Annotated in this window: 16 protein-coding genes; 6 read left to right on the forward strand and 10 right to left on the reverse strand. The window is 68.9% G+C overall.

Annotation, left to right across the window (positions count from 1 at the left end; all coding sequences use genetic code 11):
- Positions 1 to 13: 13 nt before the first annotated feature.
- The 5 genes from K0H49_RS14750 to K0H49_RS14770 all read right to left on the reverse strand — a co-directional run bounded on the left by K0H49_RS14750 (position 14) and on the right by K0H49_RS14770 (position 4,939).
- Positions 14 to 1,927, reverse strand: a complete 1,914-nt coding sequence (locus K0H49_RS14750; protein WP_219213814.1) for an autotransporter assembly complex protein TamA — start codon at positions 1,925 to 1,927, stop codon at positions 14 to 16.
- Positions 1,928 to 2,001: 74 nt separating this feature from the next.
- Positions 2,002 to 3,189: a vWA domain-containing protein gene (locus K0H49_RS14755; RefSeq protein WP_219213817.1), complete on the reverse strand. Its 1,188-nt coding sequence runs from the start codon at positions 3,187 to 3,189 to the stop codon at positions 2,002 to 2,004.
- A 6-nt stretch (positions 3,190 to 3,195) separates the two neighbouring features.
- Positions 3,196 to 3,810, reverse strand: a complete 615-nt coding sequence (locus K0H49_RS14760; RefSeq protein ID WP_219213821.1) for a GNAT family N-acetyltransferase — start codon at positions 3,808 to 3,810, stop codon at positions 3,196 to 3,198.
- A gap of 15 nt (positions 3,811 to 3,825) precedes the next feature.
- Complete coding sequence (locus K0H49_RS14765; RefSeq protein ID WP_183027091.1) at positions 3,826 to 4,074, reverse strand: hypothetical protein; 249 nt, start codon at positions 4,072 to 4,074, stop codon at positions 3,826 to 3,828.
- 10 nt (positions 4,075 to 4,084) lie between these two features.
- A complete protein-coding gene (locus K0H49_RS14770) occupies positions 4,085 to 4,939 on the reverse strand; it encodes an AAA family ATPase (RefSeq protein WP_183027260.1) in 855 nt (284 codons plus the stop codon).
- A 152-nt stretch (positions 4,940 to 5,091) separates the two neighbouring features.
- On the opposite strand from K0H49_RS14770, the gene K0H49_RS14775 reads away from it, so the two are divergent.
- From K0H49_RS14775 to K0H49_RS14785, 3 genes are all read left to right on the forward strand, one after another.
- The gene (locus K0H49_RS14775; protein ID WP_219213825.1) at positions 5,092 to 5,778 is read left to right on the forward strand and encodes a c-type cytochrome; all 687 of its coding nucleotides are present in this window, start codon (positions 5,092 to 5,094) and stop codon (positions 5,776 to 5,778) included.
- Between the two features lie 222 nt (positions 5,779 to 6,000).
- On the forward strand, positions 6,001 to 6,924 hold the full coding sequence (locus K0H49_RS14780) for a shikimate dehydrogenase family protein (protein WP_219213828.1): 924 nt from the start codon (positions 6,001 to 6,003) through the stop codon (positions 6,922 to 6,924).
- Positions 6,925 to 6,957: 33 nt separating this feature from the next.
- The gene (locus K0H49_RS14785) at positions 6,958 to 7,791 is read left to right on the forward strand and encodes a shikimate dehydrogenase family protein (RefSeq protein ID WP_219213830.1); all 834 of its coding nucleotides are present in this window, start codon (positions 6,958 to 6,960) and stop codon (positions 7,789 to 7,791) included.
- 4 nt (positions 7,792 to 7,795) lie between these two features.
- Here the strand turns inward: K0H49_RS14785 and K0H49_RS14790 are convergent, their stop codons facing one another.
- On the reverse strand, positions 7,796 to 8,578 hold the full coding sequence (locus K0H49_RS14790; RefSeq protein ID WP_219213833.1) for an IclR family transcriptional regulator domain-containing protein: 783 nt from the start codon (positions 8,576 to 8,578) through the stop codon (positions 7,796 to 7,798).
- Between the two features lie 182 nt (positions 8,579 to 8,760).
- On the opposite strand from K0H49_RS14790, the gene K0H49_RS14795 reads away from it, so the two are divergent.
- Positions 8,761 to 10,674, forward strand: a complete 1,914-nt coding sequence (locus K0H49_RS14795; RefSeq protein WP_219213836.1) for a bifunctional sugar phosphate isomerase/epimerase/4-hydroxyphenylpyruvate dioxygenase family protein — start codon at positions 8,761 to 8,763, stop codon at positions 10,672 to 10,674.
- A complete protein-coding gene (locus K0H49_RS14800) occupies positions 10,671 to 12,086 on the forward strand; it encodes an MFS transporter (RefSeq protein WP_219213839.1) in 1,416 nt (471 codons plus the stop codon). Before K0H49_RS14795 ends, K0H49_RS14800 begins: the two co-directional genes overlap by 4 nt.
- A 71-nt stretch (positions 12,087 to 12,157) precedes the next feature.
- Here K0H49_RS14800 and pcaG read toward each other — a convergent pair whose 3' ends face one another.
- Complete coding sequence (gene pcaG / locus K0H49_RS14805; protein WP_257624870.1) at positions 12,158 to 12,763, reverse strand: protocatechuate 3,4-dioxygenase subunit alpha; 606 nt, start codon at positions 12,761 to 12,763, stop codon at positions 12,158 to 12,160.
- Between the two features lie 17 nt (positions 12,764 to 12,780).
- Entirely contained in the window at positions 12,781 to 13,500 is a 720-nt protein-coding gene (gene pcaH, locus K0H49_RS14810; protein ID WP_219213841.1) for a protocatechuate 3,4-dioxygenase subunit beta, read from the reverse strand.
- Between the two features lie 99 nt (positions 13,501 to 13,599).
- Between pcaH and K0H49_RS14815 the strand changes: the two genes are divergently transcribed.
- Entirely contained in the window at positions 13,600 to 14,574 is a 975-nt protein-coding gene (locus K0H49_RS14815; protein WP_219213844.1) for a LysR substrate-binding domain-containing protein, read from the forward strand.
- Here the strand turns inward: K0H49_RS14815 and K0H49_RS14820 are convergent.
- Together K0H49_RS14820 and K0H49_RS14825 are read right to left on the reverse strand one after the other, a co-directional pair.
- Positions 14,561 to 14,995, reverse strand: coding sequence for a DUF1841 family protein (locus tag K0H49_RS14820; protein ID WP_183027100.1), 435 nt, complete (start codon positions 14,993 to 14,995; stop codon positions 14,561 to 14,563). The genes K0H49_RS14815 and K0H49_RS14820 overlap by 14 nt on opposite strands.
- A gap of 35 nt (positions 14,996 to 15,030) precedes the next feature.
- A complete protein-coding gene (locus tag K0H49_RS14825; protein WP_219213847.1) occupies positions 15,031 to 15,816 on the reverse strand; it encodes an IclR family transcriptional regulator domain-containing protein in 786 nt (261 codons plus the stop codon).
- Positions 15,817 to 15,867 lie beyond the last annotated feature (51 nt).

Genomic DNA, 15,867 nt, shown 5'->3' on the forward strand with positions numbered 1-15,867 from the left:
GCCGACGATGTGCCTAGAAAGTGAAGCCCAGCCGCAGGTGCAGCCTGAACTTCTTCACGTCGACGCCGTAGGCCACGTCGGCCTGCACCGGGCCGACCGGGCTGCGCCAGCGCGCACCCACGCCCACGCCGACCTTGGCCTTGAGATCGCCGACCTGGTCGGCCACCGAACCGGCATCGACGAATGCCGCGCTTTCCCAGTCGCTGAGCTTGCCGTTCCAGACGATCGGGCGCTGCCATTCGACGCTGGCCACGCCCATGTAGCGACCGGCCACGATGGTGCCGTCGGCGCGCTCGGTGCCGATCTGGCGATAGCTGTAGCCGCGCACCGTGGTGTCGCCGCCGGTCAGGAACATCAGCGTGGACGGGATCTGCGCGCTGTCCTTGGCGACCACGGCGCCGGCCTCGGCGCGGAACTGCAGCCGGCTGCTGCGCGCCTGGGTGCCGTCGGTGCCCTGCACCTTGCCCAGCGGCAGGATGCCGAGCCAGCGCGCATAGCTGCGCACGAAGGGCGCGCGTTCGCCGATCAGCGTCTGGCCCAGGCCGAGCTCGAGCGCCAGCCCCTGGCCGCGCGAGGGCGCGTCGTTGCTGTCGAAGTAGCGGCCGGTCCAGGTCCAGTTGGCGCTGATGGCCGAGGCCGAGGGCGGTGCGCCGTCGCCGCGGTTGGTCGCGTAGTCGTACTGCAGGAACAGGCTGCGGTCGATGCGGTCGCCGGTGCGGCCGCGGCCGGCGCGCAGCCGTCCGCTGTCGACGTCGTAGGTGCCCGAGACTTCGCGCTTGAGCAGGCCGGAGCCGAACCAGCGCCAGCCGTCGTCGCCGGGGATGCCGTTCCAGTCGGTGCCCAGCGACTGGGTCTCGCGGTCGACCGACAGCTTGGACACCGCGCGCCATCCGAGCAACGGCATCTGGTTGTGCACATGGTCGATCGACAGGCGCGGCCCGCCGTCGGTGGTGAAGCCGGCCCCCAGCACCACCTTCTGCAGTGGCGCCTCGCGCACCTGCGCGATGACGGGCGCGGCCTGCGGGTCGGTGCCGTCGGTGTCGAGCGTGAGGAAGACCGAGTCGTAGTAGCCGCTGCTGGCCAGCCGCTGCTGGGCGTCGAGCAGCTTCTGCTGGTCGTAGTCGGCGCCGGTGGGCACGCGGGCGATGCGGCGCGCGCCGTCGGCGTCGTAGCGTTGGGCGCCGCGCACGTCGACCGGGCCGAAGCGGTAGGCCGGGCCCGAGGCGTAGGTGATGCCCAGCTGCGCCTCGCCGCGGTCGGCATCGATGTTCGCGCGGCTGTTGGCGATGCTGCCCGTGGCGTAGCGTTTGGACGTCAGGCTGCGCAGGCCGACGGCCTTGGCGTTGTCCCAGGCCTGCTGGGTGAACAGCTGGCCGCTCTGCAGCGTCCAGGCCGACTGGATCGCCTCGCGCTGCGCCGCGGCGCGCGGGTCGGCGGCGATCGCGTCGCTGAAGCGGATGTCCACCGCCTTCACGCGCGTGGCCTCGCCCGGCTCGACCGTCACCACGACCTTGCGCGGTGTCTTCTCTTCGGGGGTTTCCTTGAGCTCGAGCGTGAGCGTCGGCGTGAAGTAGCCCAACGTGGCCAGCAGCTCGCGCGCGTTGGCCTCGGCCGCCACCATCAGGCGCGACAGCTCGGTGGCACCGAGGTCGGGCAGGCGGGTGTAACGCTGGATCTCGAGGTGCAGCGCCAGGTAGTCGCGCACCGCGTCGGGGCCGTGCACTTCCAGCGTGAAGGCTTCTCGCTTCTCCGCGGCATCGGTTGCGCCGGACGAAACCGAGCTGTCGGCCGTGACGGCCTGCGTGCCGTCCTCCGTGGCGTCTTTTTTGGATGGCAGCAAGCTGCACCCTTGCAAAAGAAGAAGGACGCTTGCAAGAAGCAACGCCGGCATGCGCGCCGGCGTTTTGAAGAGGACCACCCTGACCATCGGCCCCATTCTGACATCAAGCCATGGCCGTCCCGGCGCGCGCCGGGGGTGGTACGCGAAGAGGGGGCGGCGTCCTACTTGGACAGCATGCGCATGGCTTCCTCGAGGCCCTTGAGCGTCAGCGGGTACATGCGGTTGGACATCAGCTGCTGCACCACCGAGATGCTCTGGCGGTACTGCCACACGCCCTGCGGCTCGGGATTGATCCAGGCGAACTTGGGAAAGCTGTGCGTGAGGCGCTGCAGCCACTCGGCGCCGGCTTCCTCGTTGTTGTATTCCACGCTGCCGCCGGGCTGCAGGATCTCGTAGGGGCTCATGGTCGCGTCGCCCACGAAGATCAGCTTGTAGTCCTTGTTGTACTTGCGCAGGATGTCCCAGGTCGCGAACTTCTCCGAGAAGCGGCGCTTGTTGTTCTTCCACATGAAGTCGTAGACGCAGTTGTGGAAGTAGTAGAACTCCAGGTGCTTGAACTCGGTCTTGACGGCCGAGAACAGCTCCTCGACGCGCTGGATGTGCTCGTCCATGGTGCCGCCCACGTCCATCAGCAGCAGCACCTTGACGTTGTTGTGGCGCTCGGGCCGCATCTTGATGTCGAGGTAGCCGGCATTGGCCGCGGTCTTGGCAATGGTCTCGTCGAGGTCCAGTTCCTCGATGTTGCCCTCGCGCGCGAACTTGCGCAGGCGCCGCAGCGCGACCTTGATGTTGCGCGTGCCCAGTTCCTGCGTGTCGTCGTAGTCCTTGTAGGCGCGCTGGTCCCAGACCTTGACCGCGCTCTTGTTCTTGCCGGCGCCGCCGATGCGGATGCCTTGCGGGTTGTAGCCGCCGTGGCCGAAGGGCGAGGTGCCGCCCGTGCCGATCCACTTGTTGCCGCCCTGGTGGCGTTCCTTCTGCTCCTCGAAGCGCTTCTTCAAGGTGTCCATGAGCTCGTCCCAGCCCATCTTCTCGATCTTGGCCTTCTCTTCGGCGCTGAACTCGCGCTCCAGCGTCTTGCGCAGCCAGTCGAGCGGGACTTCCTTGGTGAAGTCCGTGAGCATCTCCACGCCCTTGAAGTAGCCGGCGAAGGCGCGGTCGAACTTGTCGTAGTGCTTCTCGTCCTTCACCAGCGCCGTGCGGCTCAGGTAATAGAAGTCGTCCATGCCGTAGGCGTCATCGGAGTTGGGCCCGACCACGTCGGACTGCAGCGCCTCGAGCAGCGTCAGGTATTCCTTGACCGACACCGGCAGCTTGGCCGCGCGCAGGGTGTAGAAGAAGTCGATCAGCATCGCAGCTCACTCCTTGGTATGGGTTGCAGGACGCGGCCTGTCGAGCAGGTACAGCAGCTGCGCCTTGATTTCGGGCCATTCGCCCGCGCCGAGGCTGTACATCACGGTGTCGCGCACCGTGCCGTCGCGCCGCAGCGCGTTGCCGCGGATCACGCCGTCCTTCTTCGCGCCCAGGCGCTCGATGGCGCGCTGCGAGGCGAAGTTGAAGTTGTCGGTGCGCCAGCCCACGGTGCGGCAGCCCAGCGTGTCGAAGGCATGCGTGAGCATCAGCAGCTTGCAGGTGGTGTTGACATGGGTGCGCTGGCAGCGCGCGGCGTACCAGGTGTAGCCGATCTCCACCCGCTTCACGGCCGGCAGGATGTCGTGGAAGCTGGTGCAGCCGAGCACGGTGCCGGTGGCCTCGTCGGTCACGGCAAAGGCGAAGCGGTTGCCGGCCTCGCGCATCTGCAAGGCAGTCTCGATGTAGGCGCGCGTGTCCTGCGGCTCGGGCACCGAGGTCACGCGCAGCGTCCACAGTTCGCCGTCGGCCGCGGCGGCGCGCAGGCCGTCTTCATGCGACAGCGCCAGCGGCACCAGCGCGATGCCGCGGGACTTCAGGGTGACGGGTTCGACGAAGGCCATGGCGCGTGCTCCGGCTCAGGCCCGCGGGTCGCCGTACTTGCGGCGGTACAGCGTGCGGCCCAGCTGGACGCCGCCGCCGCCGCCCGCGCCGATCAGCGCGATGCCCAGCATGCCCGGGCCGTCATAGCCCGCGCTGCCGAAGGCGTCGAGCCCGAACAGCAGGCCCAGCCCGCGGCCCAGCAGCGCGCCGAGCACGAAGCCCACGGCCTGGGCCACGCCGAGGATCAGCAGCTGGCGCGGCGGATGCGGGGTCGTGCCGTTCATGGTCGCGGCCTCAGCGGTTGTTGCGCTGCATGAAGACGAGCTTCTCGAACAAGGTCACGTCCTGTTCGTTCTTCAGCAGCGCGCCCACCAGCGGCGGCACCGCGACCTTGTCGTCCTTGCTCTGCAGCGCCTCGAGCGGGATGTCCTCGGCCACCAGCAGCTTGAGCCAGTCGAGCAGCTCGGAGGTCGAGGGCTTCTTCTTCAGGCCGGGCAGGTTGCGCACGTCGTAGAAGGTCTTCATCGCGGCCGCGAGCAGTTCCTGCTTGAGGCCGGGGAAGTGCACGTCGACGATGCTGCGCATGGTGTCGGCGTCGGGGAACTTGATGTAGTGGAAGAAGCAGCGGCGCAGGAAGGCGTCGGGCAGTTCCTTCTCGTTGTTCGAGGTGATGAACACCACCGGCCGGTGCTTGGCGCGGATCAGTTCGCGCGTCTCGTAGCAGTAGAACTCCATGCGGTCGATTTCGCGCAGCAGGTCGTTCGGGAATTCGATGTCGGCCTTGTCGATCTCGTCGATCAGCAGCGCCACCGGCTTGTCGGCCGTGAAGGCCTGCCACAGCACGCCCTTGACGATGTAGTTCTCGATGTTCTTGACCCGCTCGCCGCCGTCCACGTCGGACAGCTGCGAGTCGCGCAGGCGGCTCACGGCGTCGTATTCGTAGAGGCCCTGCTGCGCCTTGGTGGTCGACTTGATGTGCCACTGCAGCAGCGGCAGGTCGAGCGCGGCGGCCACTTCCTCGGCCAGCATCGTCTTGCCGGTGCCCGGTTCGCCCTTGACGAGCAGCGGGCGCTTGAGCGTGATGGCGGCGTTGACCGCGAGCATCAGGTCCTGGGTGGCAACGTAATTGTCTGAGCCCTTGAATTTCATGGATGACATCGAGCTGGGGGTGGATGAAGCGACCATTCAAGCATGCGTTGCCGGCCGGCACTGTCGCCTTGGCTCGGGGCCGTGAAAAGCCCCCGCATATAATCAAATGTTGATCTGAAAAAACCGAATTTCCACGAGATTGTGCGCGCAAAATGAACAAGTTGTTGACCACGATGTTTGCCCTGGCTGTCGCTTGCGTGACGTTCTCGGCCCAGGCTCAGGCCGTCACCGGCAGCGTCGAAAACGGTGCCAAGAAGACCGCCATGTGCGTGGGTTGCCACGGCATCGTCGGCTACCAGGCCAGCTTCCCCGAGATCCACAAGGTGCCGATGATCGCGGGCCAGAGCGCGACGTACATCAGCTCGGCACTGGCGGCCTACAAGGCCGGTGACCGCAAGCACCCGACGATGCGCGCCATCGCCGACTCGCTGACCGAGCAGGACATGGCCGACCTCGCGGCCTATTACAGCCAACTGGGCGTCAAGGCGGGCGATGCGCCGCCGGCCGCCGCCGCCAAGCAGCCGAGCGAACGCGTCCAGGCGCTGATCTCGCGCGACAAGGACAACGCCTGCACCAAGTGCCATGGCGCCAACTTCAACACCCCCAACGACGGCACCGTGCCCAAGCTGGCCGGCCAGCACGCCGACTACCTGTTCGTCGCGCTGAAGTCGTACAAGGCCGAGAACCAGGCCCATGTCGGCCGTTCGAACGGCGTGATGAGCGGCCAGGCCAAGAAGTTCAGCAATGCCGAACTCAAGGAACTCGCGGGCTACATCAGCGCGCTGCCGGGCGAAGTCAAGGTGGTGCCGGAGTCGCGCTTCCATACGGCCAACAACTGAAGCCCCGCTTCCCCTGCAAAAAACCCGCCTCGTGCGGGTTTTTTCGTTGTGAGCCCTCGAAGGCGAGGCGGGACAAACCCTCGAACTGTTCGATCAGCGATCGGATGTGCACGATGATCGATCGCCGTGGCCGCCTTGCGCCTCGACACACCGACCCCGGTCGCCCTACATTGCGGCTGTACCCGCAGCGACCGACGATCCACTGACCCGACGGACCGATCCATGACCCCTGGCATCACTGGCAACACACAGGCCTACCTCATCCCCGGCGATCCGGTGCGCAACGTCCGGCTGCCGCGGATGTTCAATGCCGTGTTCGAGCGCTTCGAGATCGATGCGGTGCTGGTGCCGATGCAGGTGCCGCGGCGCAATTTCGCGGTCTTCTTCGCGGCCGCCTTCCTGGCGCGCAACGTGCGCGGCATGCTGATCGCGCCGCCGCACAAGCCGCTGGCCATCGACCTGCTCGACGGCTGCGGCCTGATCGGCCGGGTGGCCGGTTCGATCAACATCGTGCGCCGCACCGAGGAGGACCGCCTCGAAGGCGACCTGTTCGACGGCGAGGGCCTGATCGGCGCGCTCGACCACTACGCGATCCCGTTTCGCGGCAAGCGCGTGCTGATCCTGGGCGCGGGCGTCAGCGCCTCGGCCGTGGGCGTGGCGCTGGTCGAGGGCGGCGGCATGGGCGGGGCGGCGCACATCGCCTTCTACGACAGTTCGGCCGGCAAGGCCGCGGGCGTGGCCGCCAAGCTCGACGCCTTCTTCGACGCCGACGTGGTGGCGGTCGACAGCAACGCGCCCGAGGGCTACGACCTGGTCGTCAATGCCACGCCGCTGGGCCTGGACGCGAACGACCCGCTGCCGGTGGACGTGACGCGCATGGACCGCCACGCCGCGCTGTTCGACATCCTGCTGCGCGGCCAGCCGACGCCGGTGGTGCGGGCGGCGCGGGCCCGCGGCCTGCACGCGCAGGCGGGCTTCGAGATGCTGATCCAGCAGATGCCTCACTACCTGCGCTACTTCGGCCACGAAGCGGTCGCGCAGTCGCTGGCGGCCGATTCGGACTTCCTGCGCGAGCGCATCTACCCCGAGGCCATGCACGCCGAGATCCGCCAGCCGCTGCGCTACCTGCGCCCCAGCGGGACCTGAATCCCTCCCTCCACTTCCTCGTTCCGACCCCCCATGATCTCCGGCAAGACCACGCTCATCGCCCACCTGGGCTACCCCACCGAAGCCTTCAAGGCGCCGATGATCTACAACCCCTGGTTCGACCAGCAGGGCATCGACGCGGTGGTGGTGCCGATGGGGGTCAAGCCCGAGGACTATGCAGCCATGCTGGCCTCGCTGGCGCGGCTGACCAACCTGCGCGGCGCGCTCGTGACCATGCCGCACAAGATCGCGACCATGGCGCTGGTCGACGAGGTCACGCCGACCGCGCGCATCGCCGGCGCCTGCAACGCCATCCTGCTGCGGCCCGACGGCACGCTGCTGGGCGACCAGTTCGACGGTGCCGGCTTCGTGCGCGGCGTGGAACGCAAGGGCCGGCTGTTCCAGGGCACGCGGGTGCTGGTGTCGGGCACCGGCGGCGTGGGCTCGGCCATCGCGGCCTCCATCGCGGCGGCCGGCGCCGCCGAGATCGCGTTGTTCGACGTCAGCGAGGCCTCGGCGCAGGCGCTGGCCGAGCGGCTGCGCGCGCACTACCCGCAGCTGGGCGTGCGCACCGGTTCGAAGGACCCGGCCGGCTTCGACGTGGTGGTCAACGCCACGCCGCTGGGCATGAAGGAGGGCGACCCGCTGCCTTTCGACGTCGAGCGCATCGACCCGCGCACCTTCGTCGGCGAGGTGGTGATGAAGTCCGAGTACACGCCGCTGCTGCAGGCCGCCAAGGCCAAGGGCTGCGCGGTGCAGGTCGGCACCGACATGCTGTTCGAGATGATCCCGGCCTACCTGGAGTTCTTCGGCTTCGGCAGCGCCACGCCGGAGGCGCTGCGCGCCGTGGCGCAGCTGCGGTATTGAGGCCTCAGATGATCGGGCGCATCGCCTCGGCCACCTCGCGCAGCACCGGCAACAGCTTCTTCGTGAGCTGATCGTCGGGGTAGAGCTGCCGCTGCACCGTCACGCTCAGCGCGTACTTGCAGCGGCCCTTGCGGTCCTTGAGCGCCACGGCCAGGCCGCACAGGCCGACGTCGAGGTGCCGCTCGGCCTGCCAGAAATCGAGCTGACGTGCCGCGAGCACGCTGTCGCGGAAGCGCGCCGCATCGACCGGTGCCGCGCCGGTGAAGCTGTCGAAGCTGTGCTCGGCGATCCAGGCGTCGAGCGCGGCGTCGTCGAAGGTCGACAGCAGCACGAAGCCCTGCGACACCACATGGGCCGGCACCCGGGCGCCCGGATGGAAGCCGATCGACACCATGCGCGGCGGGTTGCTGCGCGCCAGGTAGACCACCTCGTGGCCGTCCAGCGTGCCGATGTTGAGCGTCTCGCCGCACTGCATCGACGCGCGCTGGATGTAGGGCTGCACCAGGCGCGGCACGCGCGCGCCTTCCAGGTAGGCCTGGCCCAGGCGCAGCACGCGCGGCAGCAGCCAGTAGTGCTTGCCGTCGGTCTCGGCGTAGCCGTAGTGCACCAGGCTCAGCAGGTAGCGCCGGGCGGCGGTGCGCGTCAGGCCCGCATGCTCGCCGGCCTCGGTGGCCGTCATGCGGGTGCGCTCGTCGGAGAAGGCCTCGATCACGCGCAGCCCCTTGCCCAGCCCCTCGATGAGCAGCTTGCGGTCGATGGGCGGCGTGGCGGTGTCGGTGGGGGTCATGGCCTAGGTCTTACCCGAGTTTCGTGCGTATTCTGAACGCATGCGATCGATCATCGATCGCCTTGGCGACTCGGGCCGTTGTGGCGGAGCGATCGACTTCTTACAGTCCCTCCCACAGATGAACACCCACCCGTCCTTTCTCACCCTGGCCGCCGCCGGCCCGGACCTCGCCCAAGGCTGACATGCACCGCTCGATCGCCACCGTGTCGCTCAGCGGAACGCTGCGCCAGAAGCTGGAAGCCATCGCCGCGGCCGGCTTCGACGGCTTCGAGCTGTTCGAGAGCGACTTCATCCAGTTCAACGGCGACGCCGCCGAGCTGGGGCGCATCGCGGCCGACCTCGGGCTTTCCGTGGACCTGTACCAGCCCTTCCGCGATTTCGAGGGCATGCCCGAGGCGCTGTTCCGCCGCAGCCTGGAACGCGCCGAGCGCAAGTTCGACCTGATGCAGGCCATGGGCGCGTCGCTGGTGCTGTGCTGCTCGAACACCTCGCCGCTGACCCTCGACGACCCGGCGCTGGCCGCCGCGCAGCTCCATGCGCTGGCCGAGCGCGCCGCGCGGCGCGGCCTGCGCGTGGGCTTCGAGGCGCTGGCCTGGGGCCGCGCGACCTCGCGCTACGGCCAGGCCTGGGACATCGTGCGCCGCGCCGACCATCCCCAGCTGGGGCTGATCCTCGACAGCTTTCACACGCTGTCGCTCCAGGACGATCCGGCCGGCATCGCCGACATCCCGGGCGAGAAGATCTTCTTCCTGCAGATGGCCGATGCGCCGCTGATGGCGATGGATGTGCTGCAGTGGGCGCGCCACCACCGTTCCTTCCCGGGCCAGGGCGACTTCGACGTGGTGAACTTCTTCGAGCAGACGCTGCGTGCGGGCTACACCGGCCCGCTGTCGCTGGAGATCTTCAACGACGTTTTCCGCGAGACGCCCAACCGGCGCACGGTGGTGGATGCGATGCGCTCGCTGCTGTACCTCGAGAGTCAGGTGCGCGAGCGCATGGCGGACGCGCCGCCGCCGGGCGTGACGCTGTTCAGCCCGCCGCCGCGGCCGGTGCTCGACGGCATCGCCTTCATCGAGTTCGCGGTCGACGAAGCGGCGGCCGAGGGCCTCGGCGCGCTGCTGCGGCAGCTGGGCTTCAGCCGCATCGGCCGGCACCGCTCCAAGGCCGTCACGCTCTACCGGCAGGGCGGCATCCATTTCATCGTCAACGCCGAGCCGGACTCCTTCGCGCGCGAACGCTTCGAAGCCCATGGCGTGTCGGTCTGCGCGCTGGGCCTGCGCACGCCCGAGCCCGAAGCGGCCGCGGCGCGGGCCGCCGCCATGCATTCGAAGCGCCACCACAGCCCGACGGGGCCGGGCGAGGCGACCGTGCCGGCCATCGTGGTGCCGGGCGGCAACCTGGTGCATTTCGTGGACAGTGCGCTGGGCGCGCACGGCCTCTACGCGGCGGACTTCGAACTGGAAGACACCGATCAGGACGACGCCGGCCTGCAGGCCATCGACCACGTCGCGCTGGGCCTGGCCGTCGACCAGCTCGACACCTGGGTGCTGTTCTCGCGCGCGGTGCTGGGCCTGGAGCCCGGCGAGAGCCTGGAGCTGGCCGACCCCTTCGGCCTGATCCGCAGCCGCGGCGTGGCGAATGCCGAACGCACGGTGCGCCTGGTGCTCAACGTGTCGCTGAGCCAGCGCACCCGCACCGCGCAGGCGGTGCGCGCGGGCGGCGGCGGCGCGGTGCACCACATCGCGCTGCGCTGCGAGGACATCTTCGAGACCGTGGCGCGGCTGCGCGCCAACGGCGTGCGCTTCGTGCCGATCTCCGGCAACTACCACGACGACCTGGCCACCCGCATCGACCTCGACGCCGCCCTGGTGGCGCGCATGCGCGCCGCCGGCGTGCTGTTCGACCGCTCGCCGGCCGGCGACTACCTCCACATCTACACCGAGAGCTTCGAGAAGAACGGCCTGTTCTTCGAGGTGGTGCAACGCGTCGCTTCCTACGACGCGTATGGCGCGGTCAACGCGCCCGCACGCATGGCATCACAGGCCCAGCAGCCCCCATCCCCGCAGACCGATCCAGCCACAGGAGACACCCCATGAGCAGCACTGCATTACCCGGCGAGCCGCAAGGCAAGCACCAGTCCAGAAAGGCCACAGCCAGCGGCTGGATCGGCTCCGCCCTGGAGTACTACGACTTCTTCATCTACGCCACCGCGGCGGCGCTGATCTTTCCGCAGATCTTCTTCCCCAAGGGCGACCCGCAGATCGCGATCATCGCCTCGCTCGCCACCTACGGCGTGGGCTACGTGGCGCGCCCGATCGGCGCCGTCATGCTGGGCCACTGGGGCGACACCCACGGCCGCAAGCACGTGCTGATCGTCTGCATGTTCCTCATGGGCTTCTCGACCGTGGCCGTGGGCCTGCTGCCGACCTACGACCAGGTCGGCCTGTGGGCGCCCGCGCTGCTGGTGCTGATGCGCCTGATCCAGGGCTTTGCGGTGGCTGGCGAGATCTCGGGCGCGAGCTCGATGATCCTCGAGCACGCGCCCTTCGGCCGGCGCGGCTTCTTCGCCAGCTTCACGCTGCAGGGCGTGCAGGCCGGCCAGATCCTGGCGGCCGCGGTGTTCCTGCCGCTCGCGCACTACATGCCCAAGGACGACTTCAACAGCTGGGGCTGGCGCATTCCCTTCCTGCTGAGCTTCCTGGTGATCGTCGCGGGCTATGTCATTCGCCGCGAGGTCAGCGAGACGCCGGCCTTCGCCGAGGTCGACAAGAGCGGCAAGCTGCCCAAGGCGCCGGTGATCCAGGCCGTGACCGAGAGCTGGCGCGACATGCTGCGCGTGCTGTGCTGCTCGCTGATGAACGTGATCCCGGTGGTCGCGACCATCTTCGGCGCCGCCTACGCGGTGCAGCCGGGCTACGGCATCAACTTCGAGAAGGACATCTACCTGTGGATTCCGGTCATGGGCAACATCGTGGCCGTGATCGTGATTCCCTTCGTCGGCAACCTGTCGGACAAGATCGGCCGCCGGCTGCCGATCATCGTCGGCGCGCTGGGCTCGGGCCTGCTGTCCTTCGGCTACCTGTATGCGATCAGCATCCACAACGTGCCGCTGGCCATCGTCATGTCGCTGCTGATGTGGGGCGTGGTCTACCAGGGCTACAACGCGGTGTTCCCGAGCTTCTACCCCGAGATGTTCCCGACCCGCACGCGCGTCTCGGGCATGGCGATCTCGCAGAACATCGGCACCGCCATCACGGCCCTGCTGCCCGCGCTGTTCGTGGCCGTGGCCCCGCCCGGCGCCACCAACATCCCGCTGCTGATCGGCTCGATCACGCTGGCCGTCTGCGCCATCGCGGCCGTTGCGGCCTACACCGCCCGCGAGACCTTCCGCGTGCAGATGAAGGACCTGGGCAAGGTCGACGCGGTGCCGGTGCCGCAGCTGGAATACGACCGCCTGCGCGAAGAGGCCCTGAATGCCGGGCGGGTGCGGCACGCCGCGGTGGCCTGATCGCGGCCCTCGCATGAAATGAAGAAGGGGCGCACCGCGAGGTGCGCCCCTTCGTTCATGGCGGCAGGCGATCAGACGTCGAAGAACACCGTCTCGTTCGGGCCCTGCATGTGGATGTCGAGGCGGTAGCGCACGGCGCCGTCCTGCGCGATGCGCTCGGCGACCAGCGTTGGGCGGCGCGCGGCGGGCACGCTCTGGAGCACCGCGTCGTCGGCATTGGCGGCGGCCTCGTCGCTGAAGTAGATGCGGGTGAAGGCGTGCAGCAGCAGGCCGCGCATGGTCACGATCACGTTGATGTGCGGGGCCTCGCCCGGCGCCTGCGCGCCCGGCTTGACGGTGTGGAACGCAAAGCGCTTCTGCGCATCGGTGCCGGTGCCGCAGCGGCCGAAGGCGCGAAAGCCCAGGGCCTGCACCTCTTCGACGGATTGCGGGTAGCGGCCTTCGCCGTCGGGCTGGCTGATCTCGACCATGGCGTCGACGATCGGGTTGCCGTCGCCGTCGATCACGCGGCCTTCGATGCGGATGCGCTCACCCACCGCCGCATCGAGCGCCAGCGTGGCGTCGAAGGGCTGGTCGAAGTCGTAGCCGTACTGCGTGGCCGTGAGGCCGTAGGCGAAGAAGGGGCCGACCGTCTGCGAGGGGGTCTGGCCGAAGTTGGTTTCGAGTGCGCTCATCATGGCTCGGGTCTCCTGGTTCAGCGGTTTTCGAAGGGCGTCTCGTCGGCGCCGCGCAGCACGATGTCGAACTGGTAGCCCAGCGCGTAGTCGGGCTCGGTGATGTCCAGGCTGAAGTCCGCGATCAGGCGGTTGCGGTACTTCTCCGGCGTGCCGCTCACCATCGGGTCGTACTGCAACAGCGGGTCGCCGGGGAAGTACATCTGCGTCACCAGCCGGCTCGCGAAGTGCTGGCCGAACAGCGACAGGTGGATGTGCTGCGGCCGCCAGGCGTTGGGGTGGTTACCCCAGGGGTAGGCGCCGGGCTTGATCGTGAGGAAGCGGTAGCGGCCCTCGTCGTCGGTCAGGCAGCGGCCGGCGCCCAGGAAGTTGGGGTCCAGCGGCGCATCGTGCTGGTCGACCTTGTGCACGTAGCGGCCCGAGGCATTGGCCTGCCAGAGTTCGACCAGCGTGTTGCGCACCGGGCGGCGGTGCTCGTCGAGCACCTGGCCGGTGAGCACCATGCGTTCGCCGATCGGCTCGCCGTTGCGGCGCGCGTTGCGCGTGAGGTCGTGGTCGAGCGCGCCGATGCTGCCGTGGCCGTAGACCGGCTGCTGCAGCTCGCCGAGCGAAGCCTTGAGCGGGATCAGCGGCTGCAGCGGGCCGCGTTTCACGGTCGACTTGTAGCCGGGGTAGACGTAGGAAGGGTGGCTGTCCCAGTCGCGGGGCGTGAGCGAGGGCAGGTTGGTGGGGTCGTTCATGGGCTTGTCTCCGGCATCGAGGGGGACCTGCACTTTATTCATGCGCAGTGCTGATGTAAATTGACTGTTTGGCGACTTCTCATAACCATAGGTAATTCAATGCAGCCGCCCCTTTCCTCCGAACGCTTTGCGCGCGGCGTCCAGCTGCGGCATCTGCGCTGCCTGGTGGCGGTGGCGCAGGAGCGGCACCTGGCGCGCGCCGCCGAGCGGCTGGCGCTGAGCCAGCCCGCGATGTCCAAGACGCTGGCCGAACTCGAGGCACTGGCCGGCACCCGGCTGGTCGAGCGCGGCGAGGCCGGGCGCCGGGGCATCCAGCGCTTCACCGTGGCGGGCGAACAGCTGCTCGCGCATGCGCTGCGCGTGCTGGAGGCGGTCGATGCGGGCGCGCAGGCGCTGCAACCCGGCGCGGGCGAGCGCCTCGAGCGGGTGCGCATCGGTGCGCTGCCCAGCGTGGCACCGACCTTGCTGGTCGATGCGCTGCTGGCGCTGCGCCAGCGCATGCCCGCGCTGCAGGCCGAGGTGCGCACCGGCGCCAACGCGGCGCTCTGCGATGCCTTGCGCGCCGGCGAGCTCGACCTGGTCTGCGGCCGCATGAGCGATCCGCAGCGCATGGCCGGCCTGAGCTTCGAGTTCCTCTGCGCCGAGCCGCTGGCCATGGTGGTGCGCCCCGGCCATCCGCTGGCCGGCCTGGCCGCGCCGTCGATGCAGGAGGTGATGGCCTGCCCGCTGGTGGTCTACAGCGAGGGCACCGTGCCGCGCCACCACACCGAGAGCCTGCTCTCGGGCCTGGGCCTGCGGCTGCCGGCCGACCACACGCAGACGCTGGACCTGTCGGTGGCGCGCGCGCTGCTGCTGCGTTCGGATGCGGTGTGGTTCACGGCCGCAGGCGCAGCGCGCGACGAACTGCACTCGGGCACGCTGGTGCGCCTGGATGTCGCGACGCCCGGCACCGAGGAGCCGGTCGGGCTGCTGCTGCGCAGCGGGGTGGAGCTGTCGGCGGCGCAGCGCACGCTGGCGGCGCTGCTGCGTGAAGGCGCCTCAGCCCACGCGGCCGCGCTGCTCAGTCGCGGGTAGCGCGGCGCTGCACGCAGTCCACATACGCTTCGCCGTCGGGCGGGCGGCCCGCGCGCTGGGCCTCCCACATCATCCGGCCCAGGCATTCCATCGCTTCGTGGTGCGCTTCGAGCAGGGAGCGGCGACGGGCCGACAGCAGCTCGACCGCCTGGCGGATGCCGCGCGGCTGGTCGATCGAGCACTGCTCGCTGATCGACAGGTGCATCGACAGGTGCAGGAAGGGGTTCTCGCGCCCGTCCTTCCCGTCGTAGATGCGTGCCACGGCCGCATCGGCATCGGCCAGTTCGGCGTGGTATTCGGGGTGTGCGTCGATCCAGCCGGCGGCGATGGTTTCCAGCGCTTCCATGGGCAGGCCGTCGCGGTTCTTGGCGTAGACGTTGCAGAAGAAGCGTCGCACTTCTTCCTGAGTGGGATTGAACATGATGCGCGGGAGGGTAGCACCGGCGAAAAGACGTGTCAGAGCAGCCGTGAAATCTCGGCCGCGGCTGCGCGCAGGCCGGGCAGCAGGGTCTCCTGCATGACCTTCGCGGGGGTGCGGTTGGCCTGGCCGCTGATGTTGAGCGCGGCCACGGTGCGGCCGCTGCGGTCGGTGACCGGCGCGGCGATCGAGATCAGGCCTTCTTCGAGTTCCTGGTTCATCAGGCACCAGCCCTGGCGGCGCGCCTGCTGCACCTTGGCCAGCAGCGCGTCGATGTCGGTGACCGTGTGGCGCGTGAGCGCGACCGGCTGCGAGGCCTCGAGCCGCGCGCGCACCGCGGCGTCGTCGAGGTCGGCCAGCAGCATGCGGCCCAGCGAGGTGCAGTAGGCCGGCAGCCGGGTGCCGACCGCGAGGTTGATGCGCATGATCTTGTGCGTCTGCACCCGCAGCACGTAGACGATGTCGGTGCCGTCGAGCACCGCCGCCGAGCAGGACTCCTTGACCTGCGCGACCAGCGCCTCCATCACCGGCTCGGCCCGGTTCCAGATCGGCATCGACGACAGGTAGGCGAAGCCCAGCTCGAGGATGCGCGCGGTCAGGCCGAAGCGCTTGCCGTCGGTCTCGACGTAGCCCAGCGATTGCAGCGTGAGCAGGATGCGGCGTGCGCCGGCGCGCGTGAGTCCGGTCGCCGCCGCCACCTCGCTCAGGGTCTGGCGCGGAGCGGCGGCGCTGAAGGAGCGGATCACCTGCAGGCCGCGCGCGAAGGATTGCACGTAGCTGTCGCCGGGCGCCGGTGCGGGATCGTTGTCTCGAGGGTTTGCCATGGCCCGCCTTGTTGTTTAGAATTCATTATAAGAACAAATGTTCGCCATACG

Source organism: Variovorax boronicumulans (assembly GCF_019352895.1).
GTDB classification, from domain to species: domain Bacteria; phylum Pseudomonadota; class Gammaproteobacteria; order Burkholderiales; family Burkholderiaceae_C; genus Variovorax; species Variovorax boronicumulans_A.

Bases quoted from the DNA above. Each gene is read 5' to 3' on its own strand.
- K0H49_RS14750 (WP_219213814.1), bottom strand. From the start codon at position 1,927: ATGGTCAGGGTGGTCCTCTTCAAAACGCCGGCGCGCATGCCGGCGTTG.
- K0H49_RS14755 (WP_219213817.1), bottom strand. From the start codon at position 3,189: ATGCTGATCGACTTCTTCTACACCCTGCGCGCGGCCAAGCTGCCGGTG.
- K0H49_RS14760 (WP_219213821.1), bottom strand. From the start codon at position 3,810: ATGGCCTTCGTCGAACCCGTCACCCTGAAGTCCCGCGGCATCGCGCTG.
- K0H49_RS14765 (WP_183027091.1), bottom strand. From the start codon at position 4,074: ATGAACGGCACGACCCCGCATCCGCCGCGCCAGCTGCTGATCCTCGGC.
- K0H49_RS14770 (WP_183027260.1), bottom strand. From the start codon at position 4,939: ATGAAATTCAAGGGCTCAGACAATTACGTTGCCACCCAGGACCTGATG.
- K0H49_RS14775 (WP_219213825.1), top strand. From the start codon at position 5,092: ATGAACAAGTTGTTGACCACGATGTTTGCCCTGGCTGTCGCTTGCGTG.
- K0H49_RS14780 (WP_219213828.1), top strand. From the start codon at position 6,001: ATGACCCCTGGCATCACTGGCAACACACAGGCCTACCTCATCCCCGGC.
- K0H49_RS14785 (WP_219213830.1), top strand. From the start codon at position 6,958: ATGATCTCCGGCAAGACCACGCTCATCGCCCACCTGGGCTACCCCACC.
- K0H49_RS14790 (WP_219213833.1), bottom strand. From the start codon at position 8,578: ATGACCCCCACCGACACCGCCACGCCGCCCATCGACCGCAAGCTGCTC.
- K0H49_RS14795 (WP_219213836.1), top strand. From the start codon at position 8,761: ATGCACCGCTCGATCGCCACCGTGTCGCTCAGCGGAACGCTGCGCCAG.
- K0H49_RS14800 (WP_219213839.1), top strand. From the start codon at position 10,671: ATGAGCAGCACTGCATTACCCGGCGAGCCGCAAGGCAAGCACCAGTCC.
- pcaG (WP_257624870.1), bottom strand. From the start codon at position 12,763: ATGATGAGCGCACTCGAAACCAACTTCGGCCAGACCCCCTCGCAGACG.
- pcaH (WP_219213841.1), bottom strand. From the start codon at position 13,500: ATGAACGACCCCACCAACCTGCCCTCGCTCACGCCCCGCGACTGGGAC.
- K0H49_RS14815 (WP_219213844.1), top strand. From the start codon at position 13,600: ATGCAGCCGCCCCTTTCCTCCGAACGCTTTGCGCGCGGCGTCCAGCTG.
- K0H49_RS14820 (WP_183027100.1), bottom strand. From the start codon at position 14,995: ATGTTCAATCCCACTCAGGAAGAAGTGCGACGCTTCTTCTGCAACGTC.
- K0H49_RS14825 (WP_219213847.1), bottom strand. From the start codon at position 15,816: ATGGCAAACCCTCGAGACAACGATCCCGCACCGGCGCCCGGCGACAGC.